Annotated in this window: 20 protein-coding genes and 1 riboswitch; of the genes, 12 read left to right on the top strand and 8 right to left on the bottom strand. The window is 60.2% G+C overall.

All coding sequences use genetic code 11. The features are described from left to right. Positions 1–2 precede the first annotated feature (2 nt). The 3 genes from tpiA (at position 3) to ribB (ending at position 2596) form a co-directional block, all read left to right on the top strand. The gene (gene tpiA, locus A6U87_RS19085; RefSeq protein ID WP_065692998.1) at positions 3–740 is read left to right on the top strand and encodes a triose-phosphate isomerase; all 738 of its coding nucleotides are present in this window, start codon (positions 3–5) and stop codon (positions 738–740) included. Positions 741–816: 76 nt separating this feature from the next. After that, on the top strand, positions 817–1599 hold the full coding sequence (locus A6U87_RS19080; protein ID WP_065692853.1) for a glucose 1-dehydrogenase: 783 nt from the start codon (positions 817–819) through the stop codon (positions 1597–1599). A gap of 107 nt (positions 1600–1706) precedes the next feature. Next, positions 1707–1851: riboswitch (FMN riboswitch) on the top strand. Between the two features lie 115 nt (positions 1852–1966). After that, the gene (gene ribB, locus A6U87_RS19075; RefSeq protein ID WP_065692852.1) at positions 1967–2596 is read left to right on the top strand and encodes a 3,4-dihydroxy-2-butanone-4-phosphate synthase; all 630 of its coding nucleotides are present in this window, start codon (positions 1967–1969) and stop codon (positions 2594–2596) included. A 743-nt stretch (positions 2597–3339) separates the two neighbouring features. Here the strand turns inward: ribB and repC are convergent. The 4 genes from repC to A6U87_RS19050 form a co-directional block, all read right to left on the bottom strand. Continuing rightward, positions 3340–4554, bottom strand: coding sequence for a plasmid replication protein RepC (gene repC / locus A6U87_RS19065; protein ID WP_065692850.1), 1215 nt, complete (start codon positions 4552–4554; stop codon positions 3340–3342). Between the two features lie 154 nt (positions 4555–4708). Then, complete coding sequence (gene repB / locus A6U87_RS19060) at positions 4709–5707, bottom strand: plasmid partitioning protein RepB (RefSeq protein WP_083199556.1); 999 nt, start codon at positions 5705–5707, stop codon at positions 4709–4711. After that, the gene (repA, locus tag A6U87_RS19055) at positions 5704–6939 is read right to left on the bottom strand and encodes a plasmid partitioning protein RepA (RefSeq protein WP_065692849.1); all 1236 of its coding nucleotides are present in this window, start codon (positions 6937–6939) and stop codon (positions 5704–5706) included. Before repA ends, repB begins: the two co-directional genes overlap by 4 nt. 364 nt (positions 6940–7303) lie before the next feature. Continuing rightward, complete coding sequence (locus tag A6U87_RS19050; protein ID WP_065692848.1) at positions 7304–8206, bottom strand: LysR family transcriptional regulator; 903 nt, start codon at positions 8204–8206, stop codon at positions 7304–7306. Between the two features lie 271 nt (positions 8207–8477). On the opposite strand from A6U87_RS19050, the gene A6U87_RS19045 reads away from it, so the two are divergent. From A6U87_RS19045 to A6U87_RS19010, 8 genes are all read left to right on the top strand, one after another. After that, positions 8478–9989, top strand: a complete 1512-nt coding sequence (locus A6U87_RS19045) for a leucyl aminopeptidase (protein ID WP_065692996.1) — start codon at positions 8478–8480, stop codon at positions 9987–9989. 27 nt (positions 9990–10016) lie between these two features. After that, complete coding sequence (locus tag A6U87_RS19040) at positions 10017–10922, top strand: proline iminopeptidase-family hydrolase (protein WP_065692847.1); 906 nt, start codon at positions 10017–10019, stop codon at positions 10920–10922. Between the two features lie 17 nt (positions 10923–10939). Then, complete coding sequence (locus tag A6U87_RS19035; RefSeq protein ID WP_065692846.1) at positions 10940–12601, top strand: ABC transporter substrate-binding protein; 1662 nt, start codon at positions 10940–10942, stop codon at positions 12599–12601. Positions 12602–12622: 21 nt separating this feature from the next. After that, on the top strand, positions 12623–13639 hold the full coding sequence (locus A6U87_RS19030) for an ABC transporter permease (RefSeq protein WP_083199581.1): 1017 nt from the start codon (positions 12623–12625) through the stop codon (positions 13637–13639). After that, entirely contained in the window at positions 13639–14610 is a 972-nt protein-coding gene (locus A6U87_RS19025; protein ID WP_065692844.1) for an ABC transporter permease, read from the top strand. The genes A6U87_RS19030 and A6U87_RS19025 overlap by 1 nt, the downstream gene beginning before the upstream one ends. Beyond that, entirely contained in the window at positions 14607–15566 is a 960-nt protein-coding gene (locus tag A6U87_RS19020; protein WP_065692843.1) for an ABC transporter ATP-binding protein, read from the top strand. The genes A6U87_RS19025 and A6U87_RS19020 overlap by 4 nt, the downstream gene beginning before the upstream one ends. Positions 15567–15574: 8 nt before the next feature. Further along, positions 15575–16561, top strand: coding sequence for an ABC transporter ATP-binding protein (locus tag A6U87_RS19015; protein WP_065692995.1), 987 nt, complete (start codon positions 15575–15577; stop codon positions 16559–16561). Positions 16562–17446: 885 nt separating this feature from the next. Further along, a complete protein-coding gene (locus tag A6U87_RS19010; protein WP_141683996.1) occupies positions 17447–18337 on the top strand; it encodes a DMT family transporter in 891 nt (296 codons plus the stop codon). Positions 18338–18371: 34 nt separating this feature from the next. On the opposite strand, the gene A6U87_RS19005 is transcribed toward A6U87_RS19010, so the two are convergent. Next, complete coding sequence (locus A6U87_RS19005; RefSeq protein WP_065692994.1) at positions 18372–20363, bottom strand: ABC transporter ATP-binding protein/permease; 1992 nt, start codon at positions 20361–20363, stop codon at positions 18372–18374. 110 nt (positions 20364–20473) lie between these two features. Beyond that, positions 20474–22252 (bottom strand): adenylate/guanylate cyclase domain-containing protein, encoded by a 1779-nt coding sequence (locus A6U87_RS19000; protein WP_065692841.1) that lies wholly within the window; start codon positions 22250–22252, stop codon positions 20474–20476. Positions 22253–22543: 291 nt separating this feature from the next. Here A6U87_RS19000 and A6U87_RS18995 point away from each other — a divergent pair, with 291 nt between their 5' ends. Beyond that, a complete protein-coding gene (locus A6U87_RS18995; RefSeq protein WP_065692840.1) occupies positions 22544–22687 on the top strand; it encodes a DUF1127 domain-containing protein in 144 nt (47 codons plus the stop codon). A 78-nt stretch (positions 22688–22765) separates the two neighbouring features. On the opposite strand, the gene A6U87_RS18990 is transcribed toward A6U87_RS18995, so the two are convergent. Next, on the bottom strand, positions 22766–23095 hold the full coding sequence (locus A6U87_RS18990; RefSeq protein WP_065692839.1) for a hypothetical protein: 330 nt from the start codon (positions 23093–23095) through the stop codon (positions 22766–22768). Then, positions 23092–23376: a hypothetical protein gene (locus A6U87_RS18985; protein WP_141683995.1), complete on the bottom strand. Its 285-nt coding sequence runs from the start codon at positions 23374–23376 to the stop codon at positions 23092–23094. The genes A6U87_RS18990 and A6U87_RS18985 overlap by 4 nt, the downstream gene beginning before the upstream one ends. Positions 23377–23431: the final 55 nt, after the last annotated feature.

Raw genomic sequence — 23431 nt, 5'->3', positions numbered from 1 at the left:
CGATGAAAAAGCTGATCGCAGGCAACTGGAAAATGAACGGTCTCGCTTCCTCCCTGGCTGAGATCGTCGCGCTGAAGGGACTAACGGGCAGTACGGCGTGCGATATCGTCGTCTGCCCGCCCTTCACGCTGATCGACCGGGCGGTCACCCAGGTCGAGGAAACGAACATCATCATCGGTGCGCAGGATTGCCACGCGAAGGTGTCCGGCGCCTACACCGGTGACGTCTCCGCCGAGATCCTGGCAGATGCTGGCGCCCGATACGTGATTGTCGGACACTCGGAGCGACGTCTCGCTCACGGCGAGGACGATGAAATCGTCGCGGCCAAGACCGCCGCCGCGCATCAAGCCGGGCTCATCGCCATTGTTTGCGTGGGCGAGACACAAAGCGAACGCAACGAGGGAAGGGCGATCGAAGTGGTCGCCGAGCAGTTGCGTGGCTCAATTCCCGCCGGCGCCACCTCAAGCAACACTGCGATCGCCTATGAACCGGTCTGGGCGATCGGTACCGGGCTCGTTCCAACGCTCGAACAAATCGCCGAGGTCCACTCGTCCATCCGCAAACTCCTCGTCGATGCATTGGGCTCGGACGGTCGGATCGTTCGTATCCTCTACGGAGGATCGGTGAAGGCCAGCAATGCAGGCGAGATTTTCAGCGTCGGGAATGTCGACGGCGCCCTCGTCGGTGGAGCATCGCTCAAGGCAACAGATTTCGCAGGCATCATCTCGGCGGCCGGCTGATCCGGCACCACCAGAAAGCTGGCGGCTTCCGCAAGCCGCCAGCTGAACTTAGCTGACACCATGAAAGGATGACAACATGAGCCGCTTCGACAACAAGACCGTGGTGATCACGGGTGCCAGCCGCGGGATTGGAGCGGCGATCGCCAAGCGTTTTGCCAGGGAAGGCGCCAATCTGGTCGTCTCCGCAAACGAAGATTCGGTCCACGCCGTGGCCGAGCAGATCAAGTCGGATGGCGGAAAGGCAATTTCCTTCGTCGGCGACGTGACCGACAAGGCAAGCGTCAAGGCTCTCTACGACGCCGCCGAGACAGCATTCGGTGCAGTCGACGTCTCGATCCAGAATGCCGGCGTGATCACGATCGCCCGCATCGAGGACATGACCGAGAACGAATGGGACAAGGTTCTGGCCGTCAACACCAAGGGCGTCTTCCTCTGTGCGCAGGAAGCAATCTTGCGGATGCGAAAGCACGGACGTGGTGGCCGCATCATCAATACCGCCTCCGGCCAGGCACGCGACGGCTTCATCTTCACACCGCACTACGCGGCTTCGAAGATGGGTGTTGTCGGCATTACCCAAAGCCTTGCCAAGGAAGTCGCGACGGAAAAGATCACCGTCAACGCGTTCTGCCCCGGCATCATCGAAACGGACATGTGGGCCTATAACGATCAGGCGTGGGGCAAGCTTCTAGGCAATTACGCTCCCGGCGAACTCATGAAGGAATGGGTCGAGGGAATTCCGATGAAGCGCGCAGGATCGGGCGAAGACGTCGCCGGCCTTGTTACCTTCCTTGCCAGTGACGACGCGGCCTACATCACCGGCCAGACCATCAACGTCGATGGCGGCCTGATCATGTCGTAACCGTTATTCGGCGACGGGAAACAGTGTGTTCACCAATGGAACCTCGTTCTCATCGGTTGAACGCGCCGAGCCCCCTTGCGGAACCGGCTATCGATTGTCTATGTTACATTTGTTCTCAGGGCGGGGTGCAATTCCCCACCGGCGGTATCGAGGAGACTCGGAGCCCGCGAGCGCCTTCGTGAAAACGAAGGGTCAGCAGATCCGGTGAGATGCCGGAGCCGACGGTTAAAGTCCGGATGGAAGAGAGCAACGCAGCGAACGCCGCCTTGGGTGCGGCGTGTCGTGTGCTTGTTCGCCCAAGGGATAATGATGGCTGTTAAAGGCCATGCACGCCGGTCAAACGGCTAACCCTTGAAAGGCACGATGAATGACTATTTCGAAGATTGAAGATGCGGTTGCCGCGATTGGCCGTGGCGAGATCGTTGTGGTCGTCGATGACCGGGACCGCGAAAACGAAGGCGATCTGGTAATTGCTTCGGAAGCGATCACGCCTGAGGCGATCGCATTCATGATGAACCACGCTCGTGGTCTCATCTGCGTCGCCATGGAAGGCGAGCGGCTCGATGAGCTCGACATTCCGCTGATGGTTCCTCGCAACACCGAAGTTCTGAAGACGGCATTCACCGTCTCCGTCGACTACATCCCGGAAACGACCACCGGCATTTCAGCCGCCGACCGGGCAGCGACCGTCCGCGCGCTTGTGCGGGAAGGAACCCGTCCCGAGGAATTCGCTCGGCCTGGTCACATCTTTCCCCTGCGCGCCCATCCGAATGGGGTCCTGTCTCGCCCGGGTCACACCGAAGCTGCCGTTGATCTTGCACGGCTGGCCGGCCTTTCCCCTTCCGGCGTCATCTGCGAAGTCGCAAAGGACGATGGCACGATGGCACGCCTTCCCGACCTTGAGATCTTTGCAGAACGCCACGGCCTTCATCTGATCACGATCGAAGACCTGATCGCATTTAGAACAGCGGCCGCTCTGCCCGTGAAGGCGGCCTGATCTCCACTCACAATCTCGTCTCGAAGTGGCAAGGTTTTCTGCTTCGAGACGACTACAAATGCAGCGCCCAGCAACTGTCTACAGATTTGGTTCGCGCACCTCTTTTCATAGAAATCTTCCCCTTCTCCCGACCCTAATCACTCCGACGCAGCAGGCATTTCCCGTCGAGAAATGCGTACCCGCGCGCCATCCTCGATGCTCTGTCGTCAGAGCGCGACGACGCCGACTATTCGGCCTGGTGTTCTGGTCTCGACCGAAATTGGATGAAACCAATAGGAAACTCGAACGTTTATGTCTCTGAAATCAATGGAGAATGTAATGAAGAGACTTATCGTCGCGACCGTTCTTGCTATGTCATCGCTTGCTGCAACCGCAGCCCCTTCTTACGCTGACAGCGTTACCATCCGCATTGGCGAGCAGGGTCGGAGTGACCACAGATATTACCAGGACCGCTATCATCACGACCGACATCACGTGCGATATGACCATTGCTGGAAACAGCCGTACCATGTGTGGAACCACCATCACCGGATAACGAAATACCGCACCGTTTGCCGCTAGGCGAAAAAGGGCGGGGGAGCCGCCTCTCCATTCTGGGGAGGCGGCTATTTCCGGTAAATAACACAGCCACTCCTCTATCATTCCAACGTCGACCGGACCGGTTCGCGAACTGCGCTCCCAGCAAGCAGTCGTTGTGAAAAGGGCATCGTTCAGCACCTCGCCGGTGCGCAATCCGCCCACGGCTATCCTGCCTTCAGGCCTCTTTCTCCGTTCGCCTTGAGTAGCGCCATGATCATCGGCCCGAGCGAAAATTCGCCACGTTCCGTCCGACGGGTCAGATCGCGGAGGTAGGCACCCGGAGAGTTGATCATGTTCGCCCGCTCCAGAATGCAGGCCACGGTCGCCGCCGCATTCTCCGGCCCCATGATTTCACAAGCATCCTGATAGGCCGACGGGCTGATCCCAAGCATCGATCGGACCACCACGGCCGCCGACATCAGATCGCGCCAACTCGCAATTGCGCCGCCCGGTCCGTAATCAGCCACCTGAGGGCAGGCCTTCAGCACGACCCCAAGAGGGAAAGCCTTCAGCGGCTCACTGGTCGGCCGGACCATTTGGCTCGATTTCGCCCCTAGCTCTTTTTCAGAGCTTGGTTCAATTTCATTTAAGAAGTTGGTGTTTGAATTCTGTATGTGCCGCTCGATATGAGCATCATTGGTGCTGGTATTTTCTGTTTTTTCCTGAATTTCCAGCCTGTTGAGGATCTCTTGCTTCAACATTTCCATTTCATCGAGAATTCTCATCACGTCGTCGATCGATGGTGCGCGCGGGAGACGGGCGATCAGCGCGATATAAATGGCTTCGACAGCCTGCCAGTCACCGTCGGCCCCCTCCTCCATCGCTGCGGTTATCAGCTTGCGAACGTCGCGACGGCAAATTGTCAGGTTCTCCTTGGCCTTCCTGAAGGCCGCACGGGCCGCGACGACCTGCTGAGCCAGCGCCGCCAGCTCTTCCGCACGGGCAAGCAGCGGAGAAAGATCAAAGCCGAAAGCGCTCTCGACATCGCCGGCGTCATCCTTGCGGGCGAAGCGCTTGCCGTTGGCGCTGTCCTTTCGCACGATCAATCCCGCTTCGACCAGTGATGCCAGGTGGCGCCGAAGCGTGGATCCCGGCATGCTGTGAGCTCTGAGCGACAGCTGCACGTTCGATGGGAAGACGATCAGTTGCGCGTCCTGGCGCAGTTCGTTTTCCGGATAGAAGCTCAACAATGCGTCGAGAACCGCGAGGCTGTTCGACTGCAGCCCGAGCGGTTCCATGGCCGCCGAAGTGTCCCGCATGACTTTCCATTTGTCCGCCGATTTGCCCGCCTTGATCTCCGCGGTCGCCTGTTGTCGCCGCATGAGGGCAAGCGATATCGGCCGCCGCCCGAAAGGCGTCGTCACACTTCCCGTTTGCATCGTCTTTCACCTTTCAGCAGGCAAAAGAAATCCGCTCATCAAAACGATGCCAAAGACTCTTGACGATGATTCCCGGAAATGCGATTCTACTGGTGCTTAGACAGATAGGGGCTTCCGAGACGGCGACGTTTTGGGGGCTCTTTTCTTTTGCGGGTTACGCTTCCTTCTTTTGTCGATGCTTGGCCCGGTACTCCGCATAGAGCGCCGGCACTTGTTCCAGAACGAAGGCCGCGAAGTCTGGCGTTGCCTTCCTGTCAATCATGATTTCAACCTTGGCCTTGCTCTGCTTGACCTGCGCCAGCCGCGAGCCGTCAGGCGCTGCGAGAACGTCGGGCACGCCGCGCGCAACAATACGCCGCGGTTTCAGGTGAGTAACGACTTCCTTGAAGCGATCCTGCGAGGCAAGGGCACGAAGACCAAGCGCGAACTGGGTGGCTTCCTGTGGCGCCGGCGCCTTCTCGAGAAGCTCGACCAACTCGATCCAGCTCCGCCGTCCGACACCCGGGGCCGGCCCGATCGCGTCGATCAGTTCCACAGGCAACGCATCGACGATATTAAACATCCGCGTTAGATCGCTCTTATCGACCGACATTGCCGCCGTGATCACGTCGCGCGAAAAACGTTCTTTCAGTCGAGCTGCGAACCGGGCTTTCTCGATGAAGCTCAAGTCCTCGCGTTCGTTGTTTTCCTGACCCTGGGCGATCACCAGCTGCTCGTCGGTCAGGTCACGCACGATCGCCTTGACCTGACGCCCCAGCTCCGTGATGGCGCGAAGACGACGATGGCCGAAGGCAACCTGGTATTGACCTGGCTGCTCAGGGTGAGGACGCACGAGGATCGGAACCTGCTGGCCCTGCTCACGGATCGAAGCGAGAAGGCCGTCGATATCGCCTTCCATGCGATCCTGCACGAAGGATGGTTCGATGCTCGCCGTATCCAGCTCGATTACCGCCTGGCCTTCAGCCAGCTTGCGTTCGATCTCGTTGGCACGACGGCTGCGATCGTTCAGATCCCCGAGCGATTTGCTGACAGCCGCCATCGGCTTTGATTTCGACGCATCCATAAGCGGGCGGATGGGTGGCGGCGGGGCCGCAGGAAGCTGATCCTGCTTTCCCTCACTGTGCAGCAAGGAGAGAAGGTTCTTTCGGCTCATGATCTACCCCATGTCGCCTTGATCAAGGACTCGATCTCGGCGTTGACGTTGTTCATCGACTCGAGCGCCCGGTCGTAGGTCGAACGCGTGAACTGGCTGCGTTCAACCTCGAAGAGCGTCTGATTTGTTATCCCCGCGTCGGAAACGGCCGTGCTCTTCAGCATTGGATTGACAAGCACATCCTCGCCGAACATCGAGCGGAGGAAGGCGACCATCTGGTTCTGGGGACCATCGGTCGGCTCGAAACGGGTGACGAGATACCGCATCCAGTTGTTGCGGTCTTCAGCGCCCGCTTCTGCGATTTCTTCGAGAAGCGCGCTCGTCATGGCGAGGAACTGGTTCATCGACATGACATCCAGCATCTGCGGATGAATGGTGATCAGCACTGACGTAGCTGCGGTCAGCGCAGACAGCGTGAGGAAACCGAGCTGGGGCGGGCAATCGATGACGACGACGTCGTAAGCGTCCTCGACATCGCTGATAACGGCCTGAAGCCGCGCAAAGAATAGCATGTCGTCGGGCTTGCGCTGGAGCAGAGCTTTCGGTGTGTCGTGCTCGAACTCCATGAGTTCAAGATTGCCCGGGATGAGGTGGAGGTCGGGAATGTAGGTCCCTCGAATGATCTCCTGTACCGGACGGCGCTCCTCGTCGTAGCGAATGGCGCCATAGATCGTTTCATTGACACCGACATCGAGTTCCGGCTGGTTGCCGAACAGCGACGAAAGGCTTGCCTGCGGGTCAAGGTCGATGGCCAGCACGCGGTAGCCACGCAAGGCGAGATACTGGGCGAGGTGCGCGGACGTCGTCGTCTTGCCTGACCCGCCCTTGAAGTTCATGACCGAGATGACCTGAAGTTCTTCACCCTGGCGACGGTGCGGCAGGTAGCGGCCGTTGGATCGCGCCGGCTTGTCCAGATAGGCGCGCATCGCCGCGATATCCTGGACGGAATACATGCGCCGGCCACCCGCGAGTGCCGGGCTGAATTCGCGTTCCGAGCCTTCTGCGGCCTTTCGCTCCAACTCGACGGCGCTGGTGCGCAGATAACCTTCGGCAACGCCGAGAAGCTTGGCCGCCTCAGACGGCGAGAACGAACGGATCCCCTTGCGAGCATGCGGCTGGAAAATATTGGTCTGATGCTCCTGCAGCTTGGCTGAAAGAGATGCCGAATGCCCCGCGATTTTGGATCGGAGTGGTGATGTTCGGTCAGTTGCGACCTTTGCGGTTTTCGTCATCTTCTCGCCTGTTAGCTCTCATATGCGGAAGACGCCCGGTAAAGGCCAAAACTCCGCACGCGACGAATAAGAACCGATTCTATCGCGGGCGCAAGCGTTTTAAGGTTAACGAATTCCTGACAAACCTATTGGTTCTTAAAGGCAAATCAACTCTGAGCGCCCGTACCTCAAGCAGAACAGGCTATTTCGCCTGATCGGCCTCGTCACGGCCACCATGAGAGAAAAATTTCTCAAGACAACGAACAGGGCGAATGCGCCGCCAAGAACGCTCCATGCATCATCAAAATGCACCGATTTTCGCGACTCACTTGCGTGACTCCGCGGCGTCGCGTGCACCTTACTCCATCCCCGCCTGCACCTGCCACTAGGCGATGTCCATCGCTCTCTTGTGTTCCTCGACCTCGGCCAGCAGCCAGTCCTGAAACAGGCCGGCCCCGGGCTTGTTGCCGATGCTGCGACGCTGCTGCAGATAGTAGCCGGCGGGATAGGCATGGCGATTGGCGAACGGCGCGACGAGCTTGCCCTGACGCAGGAGATCCTGTGCCATGATGGTGTCGGCAAGGGCGATCCCCGCGCCGTTCATCGCCTCACGCATGATGAGGGTGCAGTCATGAAGAATAGAGCTGGAGCGCGATGGCACGTACGCAATGGACTCACGCTCCAACCATTGCTTCCAACGCGTCGTCTCGCATTCGTGGATAAGGTGATGCCGAACGAGGTCCGCGGGTGAGCGGAGCGGTATCGGGCCCTCCAGCAGGGAAGGGGCGCAAACCGGCGTGAGCAGAAGCGGAACCATCATCGTCAGCGCCGGACCGGCCTTGTAGGCGAACTCGTCGACGATCGCCAGATCGACGCTGGCCCGCTTGCCTGATGTCGATATTTCGAGATCGACGGTTGGATGCTGGCGACGGAAGCTCGGCAGCCGATCAGCCAGCCAGAGGTTGAGGAAGGTCGGCTCGCACATGAGCTTGACCCGTTGCGCCTTGTCGCCGCGCGGCTTCTCGTAAAGGCTGACATCTTCCGTCGCGCGCCAGAGCGCCTCGAATGCCTCCGAAAGGCTGCGCGCATAGTAGGATCCACGCATCGTCGGGGTCACCTGGCGGAACCCGCGTTCAAACAGATCTTGGCCCAGGGTTTTCTCGAGCGTGCGGATGTGCCTGCTGACCGCAGAAGGCGTCAGATGCAACTCTTCTGCCGCGTCTTTGATGCTGCCGAGGCGTGCGGCCGCCTCGAAAGCGCGCATGCCGTTGAGTGAAGGTAAAGCCATGCGTAGACCATGAATTATCACTTGAGTTTTTGTCAATCGATATGAGCGAAATTGGCGCTTGAACGCCTGTCCCGTTCGGCGTTACCGATTTGTGACGAGCCTCTAAGTCGCCATGAGAAAACGATTATTCGGTCTCTGGCACGCATCCATCCATCGGTGATGGCTTCCGGCACGAAGCATCGCTTCGACGGGCGGCAAATGCCGTTCTCCGGATCGATGCCCCATGCCTGCGGCAGCCACCTCCGCGTTGCTGAACAGGAAGCATACCTTCATGCCCCAATCGCCCGTTCCGGTCCTTCAAGCGGTGGATGCAATCTCCGCCGAAGCGTTGATCATCGTGATCCTCCGGCTCGCCGGACAGGCTCTTGGCCCTCGCGCCGCTGAACTGGATGCCGCAATGAGCGGGATTATCACCAGGGCCTGCTCCTCCGAAAAGCTCGCCGAAAGCGGCGCCTGCATCGACCTCGTGCCGCCGCAGGCGATATCGACGCGCCGCGTTATCATCCTGTCCCTCGGGAAACCGGAAGCGTTAACTGCGCTGTCGCTTGCGCGAGCAGGCGGGAGCCTTGCAGCTCACCTGGAGGATCTGGGCGAGACAGAAGCCACGCTCGTTCTCGATTCCGTTGCCGAAGCAAACCTTTCGCAGGCTGAGATCCTGGCGCGCGTGGCGCTCGGCAGCCGGCTGCGTCGCTATCGTTTTGACCTGCGCAACAAGCGCCCCGTGGCTGAAGCCGACAAAGCTTGGCACCTGCAACTGGTTGGCGCTGACAAGCATGCGCTCGACGTGGCGCTTACTCGCACCAACGCCGTTGCCGAGGGGGTCGAGTACGCCCGTACGCTGGTCAACCTGCCGCCGAACTACCTCCATCCCGATAGTTTCGCGGCCCATCTCGCGCCGCTGCGGGAAGCCGGCATCGAGGTGCAAGTGCTCGAGGCCGCCGAACTCAAGGACCTCGGCATGAATGCCCTGTTGGCTGTCGGCGCAGGATCTGTACGTCCGCCGCGACTGGCCGTTCTGCGCTATCGCGGCGAAGGTTCGGGCGAACAGCCCCTTGCCTTCGTCGGCAAGGGCGTCTGTTTCGATTCCGGCGGCCTTTGCATCAAGGGCGGCATGCAGATGTTCGACATGAAGGCGGACATGGCCGGGGCGGCGGCAGTTGTCGGTCTCCTCCTGTCGCTGGCACGTCAAAAGAGCCCCGTGCATGCCGTCGGCGTGCTTGGCATTGCCGAAAACCTCCCTTCCGGCACCTCCCTCAAGCCCCGTGACATCGTCACCACCGCGTCCGGCCAGACGGTCGAGGTGTTCGATACCGACGCGGAAGGCCGGCTGATCCTTGCCGACTGCCTGCACTATACGGCGACACGCTTTGAACCATCGGTAATCGTCGACCTGGCAACACTGACCTATTCGGTGATGCGCGGCCTCGGATCGATCTTCGCGGGCCTGTTCAGCACGGACGACGCGATTGCAACCGAAATGATCGCCGCCGGGGAAAAGGTCGGCGAACGCTTCTGGCGCCTGCCGCTCGACCGGGCCTATGACGAAGGGCTGAAATCGCCTCTCGCGGACCTGCGCCACCATGCGAAGGACATGGAGGATGGCGATTCCCCTTATGCCGCGGCCTTCCTTCGTCACTTCACCGAGGATCGCCCGTGGGTGCATCTCGACATCGCCGGCAAGGAACTGGCCCCCGAGGATCGTCCGCTTGGCCGGGAAGGCGCCACGGCTTTCGGCGTGCAGATGCTGGAGGAATGGGTGCAGACGAACCGGAAGGGCGCCTAGGCGCCTTCAATTGCGGGAGAAGCGGATATGTCAGTTTCCATCAGCAGCACAGAAGGCCGGGCACCGTTCAGGGGCTACGAAACCTGGTATCGCATCAGCGGTGAACTCGGTGGCGACAAGCTTCCGCTGGTGATCCTGCACGGCGGGCCGGGCGTCGCGCACAATTACGTCGATGCCTACAAGCTGCTTGCCAACGACGGTCGGACCGTCATTCACTACGATCAGCTGGGATGCGGCAACTCCACGCTGCTCCCGGAAAAAGGCGCGGACTTCTGGACGCCGCAGCTGTTCATCGACGAGCTGGAGAACTTGGTAGACCACCTCGGGATCCGCGACGGATTCCACGTGCTGGGACAGAGCTGGGGCGGGATGCTCGGCGCGGAATATGCGGTGCAGCGCCCAAAAGGGCTTGTGTCGCTGACCATCGCCAATTCACCAGCCTCCATGACGTTGTGGGTCGAGGAGGCCAACCGGCTGCGCGCCGATCTCCCGCAAGACATCCAGGATACGCTGACGCGCCATGAGAACGCAGGCACGACGGATCATGAAGATTACCAACAGGCGACGATGGCCTTCTACGAACGCCATGTCTGCCGCGTCGTGCCGTTCCCGCCCGAGGTAACCGCAAGCTTCGAGCAGGCGGCACGCAACCCGACGGTCTATACCCTGATGAACGGGCCGAACGAATTCCATGTCATCGGAACGCTGAAGACCTGGAGCATCATCGACCGCCTGCCGGCCATCAATGTGCCGACGCTGATCGTTTCTGGACGATACGACGAGGCCACGCCGGCGACCGTGCAGCCCTTCATGGACGGCATCAAGGGCGCGCGCTGGGAGATTTTCGAGCATTCGAGCCACATGCCGCATGTCGAAGAGCAGGAAGCCTGCATGCGGGTTGTGGGAACTTTTCTCAATCAATACGATCAATAGAAAAAAGGGGATCGAGAATGAAGAAACTGCTTATGACGGCAACGGCCGTAGCGCTCCTCAGCGGCGGATGGCTGGCTCCGGCGCAGGCCGGTTATAATCCGGAACATCGCGGTGGCACCATGCGCCTCCTGGCGCGCTCCGCGGCCGGAACGCTCGATCCGCATATCAACTACACCGATCAGGGCTGGCAGATGTATCAGCCGATCTACGACGGCCTCGTCGCCTTCCGCAAGGCAGAGGGCGTCGATGGTTTCACCATCGTACCGGATCTGGCCGAGGCGCTGCCTGAAGTCAGCAACAATGGCACGACCTTCACCTTCAAGCTTCGCAAGGGCATCAAGTTCTCGACCGGCCAAGACGTGGGCGTCAAGGACGTGGTCGCCTCGTTCCAGCGGATCTTCAAGGTTTCCGGCCCGACATCGGGAACCTTCTATGCCGGCATCAACGGCGCCGACAAATGCCTTGCCGATGCCAAGAGCTGCACGCTTGAGGGCGGCGTAGTGGGTGACGAAGCAGCCGGCACGATCACCATCAATCTCGCCAAGCCGGATGCCGAGTTCCTCTACAAGCTCGCCTTGCCGCACGCCGTCGTCCTGCCGGCCGATACCGCGGCCGAAGACATGGGCTCGGTTCCGATCCCGAGCACTGGTCCCTACATGATCTCGGCATTCGACCCGAACAAGGGCATGACCGTCTCCCGTAATCCGCACTTCAAGCAGTGGAGCGAGGAAGCCCAGCCGGACGGCTATCCCGACGTTGTCCAATACGACTTCGGTCTTTCCGAAGAGGCGGCCGTCACGGCGATCCAGAACGGCGAAGCCGACTGGATGTTCGATGCGCTGCCGAGCGATCGCCTGGCCGAACTCGGCACCAAGTTCAAGGAACAGCTCCACATCTCGCCGCTGTCCGCCTGGTGGTACGCGCCGCTCAACACGCGCCTTGCACCGTTCGACAATGTGAAGGCGCGTCAGGCTGTCGCCTTCGCCGTCGATCGCAACACGCTGGTCAAGCTGTTTGGCGGCAAGGTGCTGGCTTCGCCGGTATGCCAGGTCCTGCCGCCGGATTTCCCCGGCCACGAAGATTATTGCCCCTATACCAAGAACCCGGGTGCAAAGTGGTCGGCTCCTGATCTCGACAAGGCCAAGCAGCTCGTCGAGGAATCTGGAACCAAGGGCCAGAAAGTGACGATCATCGTCGAAGACACCGCTGTGTCGCGTTCGATCGGTGTCTACCTCCAGAGCGTGCTTACCAGCATCGGCTATGTTGCCGACGTCAAGCCGATCTCGACCAACATCCAGTTCACCTACATCCAGAACACCAACAACAAGGTGCAGATGTCCGTCAGCCAGTGGTACAAGGATTATCCGGCGGCTTCCGACTTCCTGCATATCCTGTTCGGCTGCGCATCCTTCCGTGAAGGCTCGGACGCCTCGATCAACATCTCCGGTTTCTGCGACGCAGGCATCGACGCCAAGATGCAGAAGGCGCTTGATCTCGGCGTGACCGACCAGAAGGCAGCGGACGCATTGTGGGCCGAGATCGACCGCGAGGTCACCGATCAGGCTCCGGCTGTTGGCCTGTTCACGCCCAAGCGCCTGGACTTCACCAGCAAGCGCCTCGGCAACTTCATGTTCAACCGCCAGTTCAACTGGATGATTACCCAGGCGTGGGTACAGTGATATCCAGGCGGAGACATGAGCGTGTCAACTGAAGCCGTTGCAACGCAACGCGCGGCGCGAGGGCCATGGGCCCTCGCATTTGTGAGGCTGAAACGAAACAGGGCCGCCATGGCGTCCCTGTCGATCTTCCTCATCATCGTACTGGCCTGTCTCAGCGCGCCGCTTTATGCGCGCTGGGCCGGCGTCGATCCTTTCACATCGACCCTCGATGCCGTCATTCAGGTCGGGGGCACTGAGGTCCCGGTCATGGAGCCCTCGACGGAGGGACTTGGACTTGGCTATACGCCGATCGGCCCGACCTGGGAGCTCGGCAACTATTTCCTCGGCGCAGACAGTCAAGGCAGGGACGTCATGGCACGCCTGCTCTATGGCGGGCTCAACTCGCTGCTGATCGCCGGCGCGGCCACCATCTTCACGCTGTTCTTCGGCACCGCGGCAGGGCTGACAGCAGGCTATTTCGGCGGCGTCACCGATACGCTGCTCTCTCGTTTTCTCGACGTCCTGTGGGCGTTTCCGATCTATCTGCTGGCGATCTCGCTTTCCATCGTGATGATCGCCAAGGGCATCGCGATCGGACCGATCCAGATCGAATCCGGCAGTCTCTGGCTGCCCGTCATTATTATCGGCATCGTCTACGTGCCGTACGTGGCTCGTCCGATCCGTGGTCAGGTACTGTCGCTTCGCAACAGTGAATTCGTGCTCGCCGCCATCAATCTCGGCGTGCCGGGCTGGCGCATTCTCCTGCGCGATATCCAACCGAACATCACCACGACGCTCATCGTCTTCGTGCCCCTGATGATGGCACTGAACATGCTGACGGAATCGGCTCTTTCTTTCCTGTCGATCGGCGTACAGCCACCGGCGGCCAGCTGGGGCACGATCATTCAGGACGGGCAGGCGCTGCTCTACACGCGCCCGGTCGTCGCGCTCGCGCCGGGGTTGGCCATTGCCCTCTCCGTGATGGCGCTCAACGTTTTCGGCGATGGTTTGCGCGACGCGCTCGATCCGCGTTCGAAGGTTCAACTGGGGCGAAGCTGATGATTTATGCCATCCTCCGCCGCTTCGGTCAGATGCTGTTCGTGATGTTCGGCATATCCGTCATCGTCTTCCTAATCTTCTTCGCCACGCCGGGCTCAGACCCAGCGGCCCGCATTGCAGGCCGCAATGCGTCTCCCGAAGTGCTTGAGGCGGTCCGTCACAGCTTCGGCTTCGACCGCCCGCTCTATGTGCAATACGCGCTGATGATCAACAAGATCTTCATAACCGGCGATCTCACCTCCTTCGTCAATCGTGGCTGGAAGGTGGTTCCGGCCGTCCTCGACGCAATCCCCGTTACGCTGTCGCTCGTCTTCGGCGCGGCTGTCCTGTGGGTTGTGATGTCCGTGATCATCGGCGTTGTCGCAGCGGCGACCCGCGACAGCTGGCTGGATAAATTTCTGATGGCGCTTGGCCTGCTCGGCATCTCTATGCCGGTCTATTGGCTCGGCGAGGTCATGAATCTGTTCACCCAGAGCCGCTATCACGACACCTGGCTGTTCTCCTGGGTGCCGCCGCTCGGCTACAAGCCGCTGATGAGCGATCCCAAGGGATGGTTCCTCACACTCGTCATCCCCTGGATCACGCTTGCCGTCCTCTATATCGGCATCTACGCGCGCGTGCTGCGCGCCGCCATCATCGAGTCGATGCAGGAAGATTTCGTGCGCACGGCGAGGGCCAAGGGCCTGTCGGAAACCCGTATCCTGCTGCGCCACGGTCTGCGGACCTCGCTCATCGCCTTCGTGACGCTCTTCGGCCTCGATTTCGGTGCGCTGGTTGGTGGCTCCGCATTGTTGACCGAGGTGGTCTTCGGCCTGAACGGCATTGGCAAGCTCACCTACGACGCCATGCAGAACCTCGATCTGCCGATGATCATGGCAACGGTCATGTATGCCTCGATGTTCGTGGTCATCGCCAACGCGGTGGTCGATTTTGTCTATATCCTTCTTGATCCGCGAGTGAGGACCTCATGATGCTCTCCGTGCGCGACCTGCGGGTATCGTTCCGCACCGAAGATGGCCTGGTCAGAGCCATCGACGGCATCTCCTTCGATCTCGACCAGGGCGAGATCCTCGGCGTCGTCGGTGAATCCGGCTCCGGCAAGACTGTCTCACTACTCGCGGTCATGGGCCTCATCACCGATCCCAACGCCATTATCGAAGGCTCTATCCGCTATAAGGGCCGCGAGCTCCTCGGCCTGCCGGCGCGCGAACTGCGACGCCTGCGCGGCAACGAAATTGCCATGATCTTCCAGGATCCGATGACCGCGCTGACGCCCGTCTATACGATCGGCTGGCAGATCGCCGAACAGATCCTCGCACACCAGAAGATCAGCAGGAAGAAGGCGCTTGAACGGGTCGAGGAGCTATTGGCCGAGGTCAACTTCCCCAATCCGCGCGAGGCAATGTCACGCTATCCGCACCAGCTCTCGGGCGGCATGCGCCAGCGTGCCGTTATCGCCATGGCATTGTCCTGCAATCCGGCTCTACTTGTTGCCGACGAACCGACGACGGCGCTCGACGTGACAGTCCAGGCCGGCATTCTCGATCTCGTTCGCAAGCTGCGCGCCACCCATAACTCGGCGATCGTCTTCATCACCCACGACATGGGCGTCGTCTCCGAACTCGCGGATCGGGTGATGGTGATGTATGCGGGCGGTGTCGTGGAGCGCGGCAGCCGAGCGGAGCTCTTCTCCGATCCGCGTCACCCTTATACCCGCGCCCTGCTGGGCTCGATCCCGCCTCTGACCGGCGCAAACCCAGCGCGCCTGCCAGCCATCCCGGGGTCGCCGCCATCACTGCTGCGGCTGCCGCCAGGCTGTGCCTTCGGGCCGCGCTGTCCCGTGCGTTATGAACCATGCACCAGCCAGAAGCCAGCCCTCGGCACCGGCGGACACGCAGCCGCCTGTCTTCGAGAGGTGCAAGCATGAGCGAAGCGATGACACAGACAGATCAGCCTATTCTCGAAACCCGCTCGCTCGGAAAACGCTTCTCGATTGGCACCCGCTTTTCGGCGGAAGGCAAGCGGACGGTCCACGCGGTTGACAACGTCTCGCTCACAGTCAGACGGGGAGAGACGCTCGGGTTGGTCGGCGAATCCGGCTGCGGCAAATCCACGCTCGCTCGCTGTCTGGTGCGGCTCTACGACGTCAGCGAAGGCGAACTGATTTTCGAAGGCGAGGATATCACCGCCAAGTCGCTGAACCAGCTGCGGCCATTGCGTCGCCGTCTGCAGATGGTCTTCCAGGATCCGTCAGCCTCCCTTAACCCGCGGCGGCGCGTGGGCGACCTGGTCGCCGAACCGCTGCGCATTCACACCAAGCTTTCCGCCGCCGACATCAACCGGCGTGTCGCCGAACTCTTCGAAATCGTTGGCCTCTTGCCGGATCATGTCGGGCGCTACCCTCACGAATTCTCCGGCGGACAGCGCCAGCGCGTCGGCATCGCGCGCGCAATTGCGCTGAACCCCGACCTCGTCGTGCTCGACGAGCCCGTCTCCGCCCTCGACGTGTCAGTGCAGGCGCAGATCGTCAACCTGCTCGCCGACCTCCAGGAAAAGCTCAATCTTACCTATGTCTTCATCGCCCATGACCTTTCGGTCGTCCGTCAGGTCTCGACCCGCATCGCCGTCATGTATCTCGGTTCGGTCGTCGAGGAGGGGCCGGCGGAAGAGGTGTTTGCCGCACCGGCCCACCCCTACAGCCAGGCGCTGATCTCCGCGGTGCCCGTGGTCGAGACGATACCGGGCGGAACGCGCAAGCGAATCCTTTTGACCGGCGATGTCCCAAGCCCACTCAACCCGCCCTCCGGCTGTCGCTTCCACCCCCGCTGTCCAATCGCCCAGGACCGCTGCCGCACGGAGCGCCCGCAGCCGACCTCCTACGCCGGGGACCGGAAGGTGGCTTGTCACTTCCCAACGATCTGAGGGGCAATAAGTAGCGTCTAGCAAAGAACGAGCTGCGGCCGTTAAAGGCAAAGGCAGCGGCAACTTTGCCGCTTACTCAATTCCATTGCTTGGCCCGAACAAAAGAGGCTCGCCAACGGGCGAGCCTTAGAGGTGGTTGCCACCAACAGATGCGGCGCCACCTCCTAGCATTCATTTCCGACGGCCACTCAGGCCAACTTTGGGTTGATTCACCTCTTGCGCAAGGCAGCGATGCGACGAGCGCTTTCAGTCACTTGGCGTGCGCTCAGAAAATCCGAATCCGGGCCAGGATACCAAATATGAAAACCCGCCGTGACGGTCGATCGCGGCGGGTTGCTGCTGGACCGGCGATGATTGTTAACGTCACAATGCCAGTCCAGCGCCAGTAGCGTAACATAGCATATCCCGATCACTCTGTCGGCAAAAAGGATGCCTCTCGGGCGTGCTTAGGGTCGCATATGCCGTGGAGAAACCACCGACTTCGGTAAGACCATGAAATGCATGACACCTGCGCCCGAAACCGTGCCGCAACCACGACAACTCGCAACCGTTGAGCGCCAACCAAAGACGTATGCTCGATGCCCGCAGATTTGTTCGACGGAAGAAAATTCCCTTCAGGAGTGCATATCGGGAGGCCTTGTGTGCCCGAAAATCCTAACCAATCCGATGCGAAACATTGAGAATATCGGTGCCATTCAGTCGCGAACGGTTGTTGCGCCCGGCGTCCAAATTGGTTCTCTGCATTCACCCTAAAAAACACGCCAAGCGTACAGCTTCGCGGCTCTGTGGGCTTGAGCGGGTCAATCGGCTGAACTAGGTCCTCCCAGGTCGTCGTGATCTCGCGATGGCGATCTGGAGGATAGGTCGATCTTCAAGAACAGCAAAGTGGCAAGCGGATACGCATTCACCCTGCTTGCGGTCGTTATTTTCGCGATACAGGACAGCTTCTCCAAATACCTTGGCGAGCGGTATTCTCCCATCTTTATCACGATGATCCGCTACTGGGTCTTTGCAGCGTTCGTTATCCTGCTGTCTTCCAGACGACCGGGCGGCTTGCGTGCGGTTGCCGCTACGAAACATGCCGCGCTCCAGATCCTGCGTGGCGTCCTTCTGGTCGCCGAGATTGCCGTGTTCGTTTACGGACTGGCCCATACGGGCCTTGCCGTCACCCAGGCGATCTTTCAGGCCTCACCGCTGATCGTCACGGTCCTGTCGATCCCGTTTCTCGGCGAGCATGTCGGCTGGAGACGGTGGCTCGCCGTCGTGGCAGGCTTGTTTGGAGTGCTGCTGATCATCAACCCCGTGGGCCATGAGTTTAACGCCTATCTCCTGCTGCCGTTGAGCTGTGCTTTCATGTTCGCCATTTACAGCGTGGCAACGAGAGCGGTCAGCCGCCAGGACGCGGCATTCACGAGCCTGTTCTACACGGCTGTCGGCGGTGCGGTTGCCATTTCGTTGCTGGGTCCCTTTTACTGGATGCCCATCGCGCGGTCGGATTGGCCGTTCGTCGCCGCGCTGGCGATCTGCGGTGCGGTTAGCCACTATTGCCTGATCCGCGCTTATGACTCGCTGCAAGCGTCGGACGTGCAGCCGTTGACCTATCTCCAGCTCGTGGTGGGTGCGGTCATCGCCGTGCTTGTTTTTGACGAAACCCTCACTTGGAACATGCTGTTGGGCGCCGCAATTGTCGTGGGTGCCGGGCTGTTTACGATGTGGCGCGAGCCGCGAGCGCATTCCAAGAACAACCCGGCGAGCCGCTCGGGCGTCATGCCTTGACCCAAACAAACGCGTGCGCGTTCTGTGTTGATGGTTAGCTGCTTGAGTCTCTAGTTCCTGGCGACATCGCAGAGCCGGACGACGATCGATGCCGGTGCTTTGTCAGGCGCGCCAGGATGTTTCGCGTCCTCTTATGTGGGACCAGATCGACATCGCTCACCAATCTCGCGCCCCCTTGTCGGCGTTCCAATGTGATCTTGCGGCTGTGAAATGCCTCCAATTCAGCTCTGTGCCCAACGCTGACGATGGTGGCTTTCGGCAGTTCGCGTATGAGCATCTCCATGATGTAGTCCTGGCTTTTCTCATCGAGCGCGGAGGTTGCTTCATCGAGGACAATAATATCCGGGTTGTGCAGCAGAAGCCGTGCGAATGCGAGCCGCTGCTTTTCGCCGCCAGACAGGGTTTGGTCCCAGGGCGCCTCTTCGTCGATCTGCTCCTTCAGATGGCCAAGGCCAACTTTCTCGAGCGCGGCTTTGATCTCATCGGGCGCCCAGCTATCGGCGCCGGCGGGATAGGTGACGGCGCGGCGCAGCGTTCCTGACGGAATGTATGGTCGCTGCGGCAGCATGAACAGCCGCCGATCAGCGTGAAAGTTGACGCTGCCATTGCCCCACGGCCAAAGGCCCGCGATCGCCCGGACCAGCGTGCTTTTTCCAGAACCGGATTCTCCCGCCACAAGCACGCGTTCGCCCGGCTGGATTTCGACCTGGGTTTCCTTGACCACGGCCGTGCCATCACCAAGCGAGATCGAGAGATCATTCAGGCTGAGCACGGTATCGCCTTGCGTCTCGCCCCGCTTGATGCGTCCAAGCGAGTCACTCTGTTCGGCGCGCTCCAAGCCGTCGATCGACATCATCAGCGAGGCGACGCGCCTGGCGCAGGCATTCCAGTCGGCCAGGCGTGGGTAGTTGTCGACCAACCACCCAAACGCACTCTGGACGATCGTGAATGCGGACGCTGCCTGCATGACTTGGCCCAACGTCATGCTGCCATCAAGGAATTTCGGCGCGCAAAGCAGAACCGGGACGACAGGTGCGATCAGCATCGAACCATGCGAGACCAATGTGGTTCGCATGTATTGACGCGCGAGCAACGCCCATTGGTGCAGAACATTTCCGAAGGTCTTGTCGAGGTCGTTGCGTTCCTCCTCCTCACCGCCGAGCAGGGCTATGCTTTCGCCGTTTTCTCGCACGCGCGTCAGAGTATAGCGGAACTCGGCTTCGACCTGGTTCTTGACCTCGGAGACCTGGACGAAATGGCGCCCGATGAATGCTATCGAGCTGGACGTTATGATCGCGTAGAGGACAGCCGTCACGACAAGAAAGCCGGGAATAGTAATGACTGCTCCACCGATCGGAAGCTGAAGAGCACCGCCGATCATCCAGAGCACGACGATGAAGGTCGAAGCCGATACGAATGCCGATATCACGCCAGCGACAAAGTCAACCGGGGACTCGGTTGCGATCCGCATGTCCTCGGAGAGGCGAGCCTCGGGGTTCTTGTGATCTCCTCCGATGAGGTTCAGCTGATAGTAACGGCCATTTGCAAGCCAGCGGCCGATGAGCGCGGTCGTCAACCATGAACGCCACCGTCGCTGCATCTTCATGCGGACATACACCTGGATGGTAACGAGCGCGACGCTTCCAAACACCAGCGGCGGAAACAGGGCGCCAAGGAAATATACGTTCGGCGCATTGCGCTGCTCGATGGCATCAAAGATGCCACGATTCCAGATGTTGATCCCGTACTGGAAGCCTACATTTATCCCGATCAGGATGAGCAGCCCTATGGAGAGCGGCCAGGAAAGCCTGTCGCCACTGCGCCCCCAATAGCCGCGTGCGCTGATCCAGAACCGCTTGAGAAGATACGCTTTGCGAGCCTGCTCGATTTCCTCGGGCGTCATGTCTTCGGATTCATCAAAGGGTGGCGGCTTGGCCTCGGCGGGAGGCTGGCTTTCATGGTCCGACTTGTCGTTACAATCCCGGGTATCGTCGAGCGATCCGGACTTCTTCCTCAGGTCCCACATAAGGCGCATAACGCCTTCAAAATCAGAAAGTTTCATCGCGAGAGCAGCGCCACGACGGGCTACCGCAATATCCGCCTAGCACTCCTGGAGGTTCCGAAGCACCGCTTCCCTCATGCAGGTAGGCCCGCAAGCCTCAGCCCATCGCGCAGGCGCTCGACGTCTCTGTCTTCTCTGAGATACGAAACGTCGATCAGCCAAGCCACGTAGTCCGGCGGGCCTGCCGACGAGGCCCCCTGCCAGCGTCTGCTGACGGCATCGAGAAAGACCTTTCCGCACTTTTCGGCCTCCTCGATCCGGCCCAGATGAGCATAGGCAGCGGCTCGCCACGCCATATCTCGCGGTTCCCGTTCCGGCGTGTCGAAGGTTCGCTGTTCAAGCAGAATTGCGGCTTCGCCATATCGCCCTGCCTGAAACAGCAGTCGCGACTTGTAGTAATTGTACCAAGCGGGATGCAGCGGGTTCAGCCGATATGCGACCTCTGCTCCAGCCAAGCCCTGTTCAGGTCGCCCAAGCGCTCCCTGCATCCATGCCCACAGGATCAGGATCGTGGCATCGTTGGGGTTCATGGACTTCGCCAGGCCGAGATGATGCTCCGCTCTTTTGAAGTCGCGCCAAGTCATGCAGATATAGCCCAGCGTGCACTGCACCCTCGGATCGCTCGGGTCGAGCGCAAACGCTCTTTCCGCCGAACGCAATGCCTTGATTCGGTTCTCGTCCTGTTGCCTTGGAATGCCGATGCCGCCATCGGAAGCTCGGTTGAGATAGATATAAGCGAGGCCGGTGTGGGCGCGCGCAAACGTGGGGTCGGTCTTGGCCGCCTGCTCGAACAGTGCCTCTGCCCTTTCCTGCGCTCCGGCGGCAAAATCATCGGAGAGGCGGTTGCCTTGCAGGAAGAGATCGTAGGCGCGCACGTCTTCCGGTCGGCGTCTTCGCGACGTCAGCTCGTTGTTGTCGATGACCCGCTGCGCGACCATCGCGACGATGTTCTGCGCTATCTCTTCCTGGGTGGAAAAGATGTCCTCCAGGGACCGGTCGTATCGGTCTGCCCAAAGATGTGTTCCGCCCGTCGTCTCGATGAGCTGCACACTGATACGGACGCGATTGCCGGCTCGCCTGACGCTTCCCTCGACAACGTAACCCGCATTGAGAATACGGCCAATCTCGCGTGAATCGAGCATCCGACCGCGCAGCGCAAACGACGAGGTTCTTGCGATTACCATCAGTTCGCTAAAACGAGCCAGCTCGGTGATGATATCCTCGGTGATACCGTCGCTGAAATAGCTCTGCTCCGGATCAGCCGACATGTTCTCGAATGGGAGGATTGCGATCGCCGGCCCGGCCAGCTTCGGCGCTTTGGTCGCGACGAAGGATGAGCCGGTGAGAGGCAGATGATAGGCTCTGATCGGCCTTGCGATGTTCTTGAGGTTCTGTTCACCTGCATATTCAAAGCGGGCATCGATTTTCCCGGCCAACTGCTCGTGAGCCGAGCCGGAAATCAGCACATCGCCCGGCGGGCACAGCTGCTCCAGGCGTGCCGCGACGTTCACACCATCGCCCAGGAGATCATCGCCCTCGACAACGACGTCGCCGAGATTGATGCCCATGCGCAGGACGATTCCGCTGACTGCGGCAGGATAATTCCGCTCGCTCGAAAGAGCGGTTTGCATGGCGATCGCACAGGACACGGCCTCCACGACCGATGTGAACTCGGCAATCAAGCCGTCGCCCATCAATTTGACCAGCCGCCCTGAATGTTTCTCAATCAGCGGCCGGAACACCGACGTCTGCAGGTTCATCAGCGTCGAAAGCGTCTTGCCTTCGTCCGCTTCGACGAGGCCCGAGTAACCGACAACGTCGGCGACCAAGATGGCTGCCAGCCTTCGCTGCAACGAGTAGCCCTCCCTTGTCGCAGTGGTCGAAAACCTCTGCTCTCACAAAACAGGTAGGCAACATCACACGTCCGGCCAGTGGCAAAGACCGAGATGATTTGGTGCCATGCCCGACTGCCATGCGGAGTGTCGCACACGGTTAGGCCACGCGATATGCATCGGCGGCATGGCTGGGATCACGTCTTGGCGCTACACAGTCACGCCGTCCCCGCTTATATCAGCGTCATCGAAAGGAACGAAGCGCCAAGGACTGGCAGCTACCTTTCGAAAGCCCAAGGAAAGGGGATTATCATGAACGTAGCACGCACTTTCAACAATTGGCGCAAGTACCGTCAGACGGTCTCCGAGCTCGGCCGCATGAGCACCCGAGAACTTAACGACCTCGGCATTGCCCGCGGTGATATCGAACGGATCGCGAAGGCCGCTGCTCTGTAAGACTGCAGCTATACGCAGACTGCTTTTGAGCGCTCGTCCATTCATGACGGGCGCTTTGTTTTTTCATGCGTCCGGCGGCTAGGCCTCAGCCCTGTAGCAGGCGAGCGTCAAGGTGGTGACAAAAGCCACGCTGACCGCCGCGAGCGAGCCGGGAAATCCCCATTGCGCCACGGCCACGACCGCAAAGAACGCCGCGACCCGAAGAACTCCGGCCAACAGCTGGGCGTCCCGGCGCGTCGCCTCCCAATCCAGCAGACTTCGCGCTGCGACCATCCCCCCGCTCACGGGGTACAAGGTCCAGGAGAGCGTCAGCGCCAGATCACCGTCCCCCGTCCTGAGCCAGGCGAGACACAACGACAGGACAACAGCCAGCAAGACGATGCGAAGAAACCCGAAGATCCATGTCATTTCTGTCTCTCCGTCGCGAGGATCATCTTCTTTGACAGCGTGAACACGAGCGCAAGCCAACCAGCGCCGCAGATAAAGGTGGCAAAAGCCGTCCTGCTATCCTCGAAGATCCAGGCAAGCAGCGTTACCGGAAACAGGGCGGCGCACATGACCATGCTGAGCATCACCCAGACAAAGCCATTCGCCCCCGAAATCCCGTTCTTCAAGGCTTGGCACTCCATGCACGCGGCAAGGAACAGCACGATAAAGACAGCGGCCATATAGCAATAGAGAAACGTCAAGCTGGACCCTCCGAGGTCAAGGTCTCCGACACTGCTTACACCTTGATCCTACTGC

The organism is Rhizobium sp. AC44/96 (assembly GCF_001692185.1).
Classification (GTDB): Bacteria; Pseudomonadota; Alphaproteobacteria; order Rhizobiales; family Rhizobiaceae; genus Rhizobium.
This window is presented reverse-complemented; position numbering and strand designations above follow the sequence as displayed.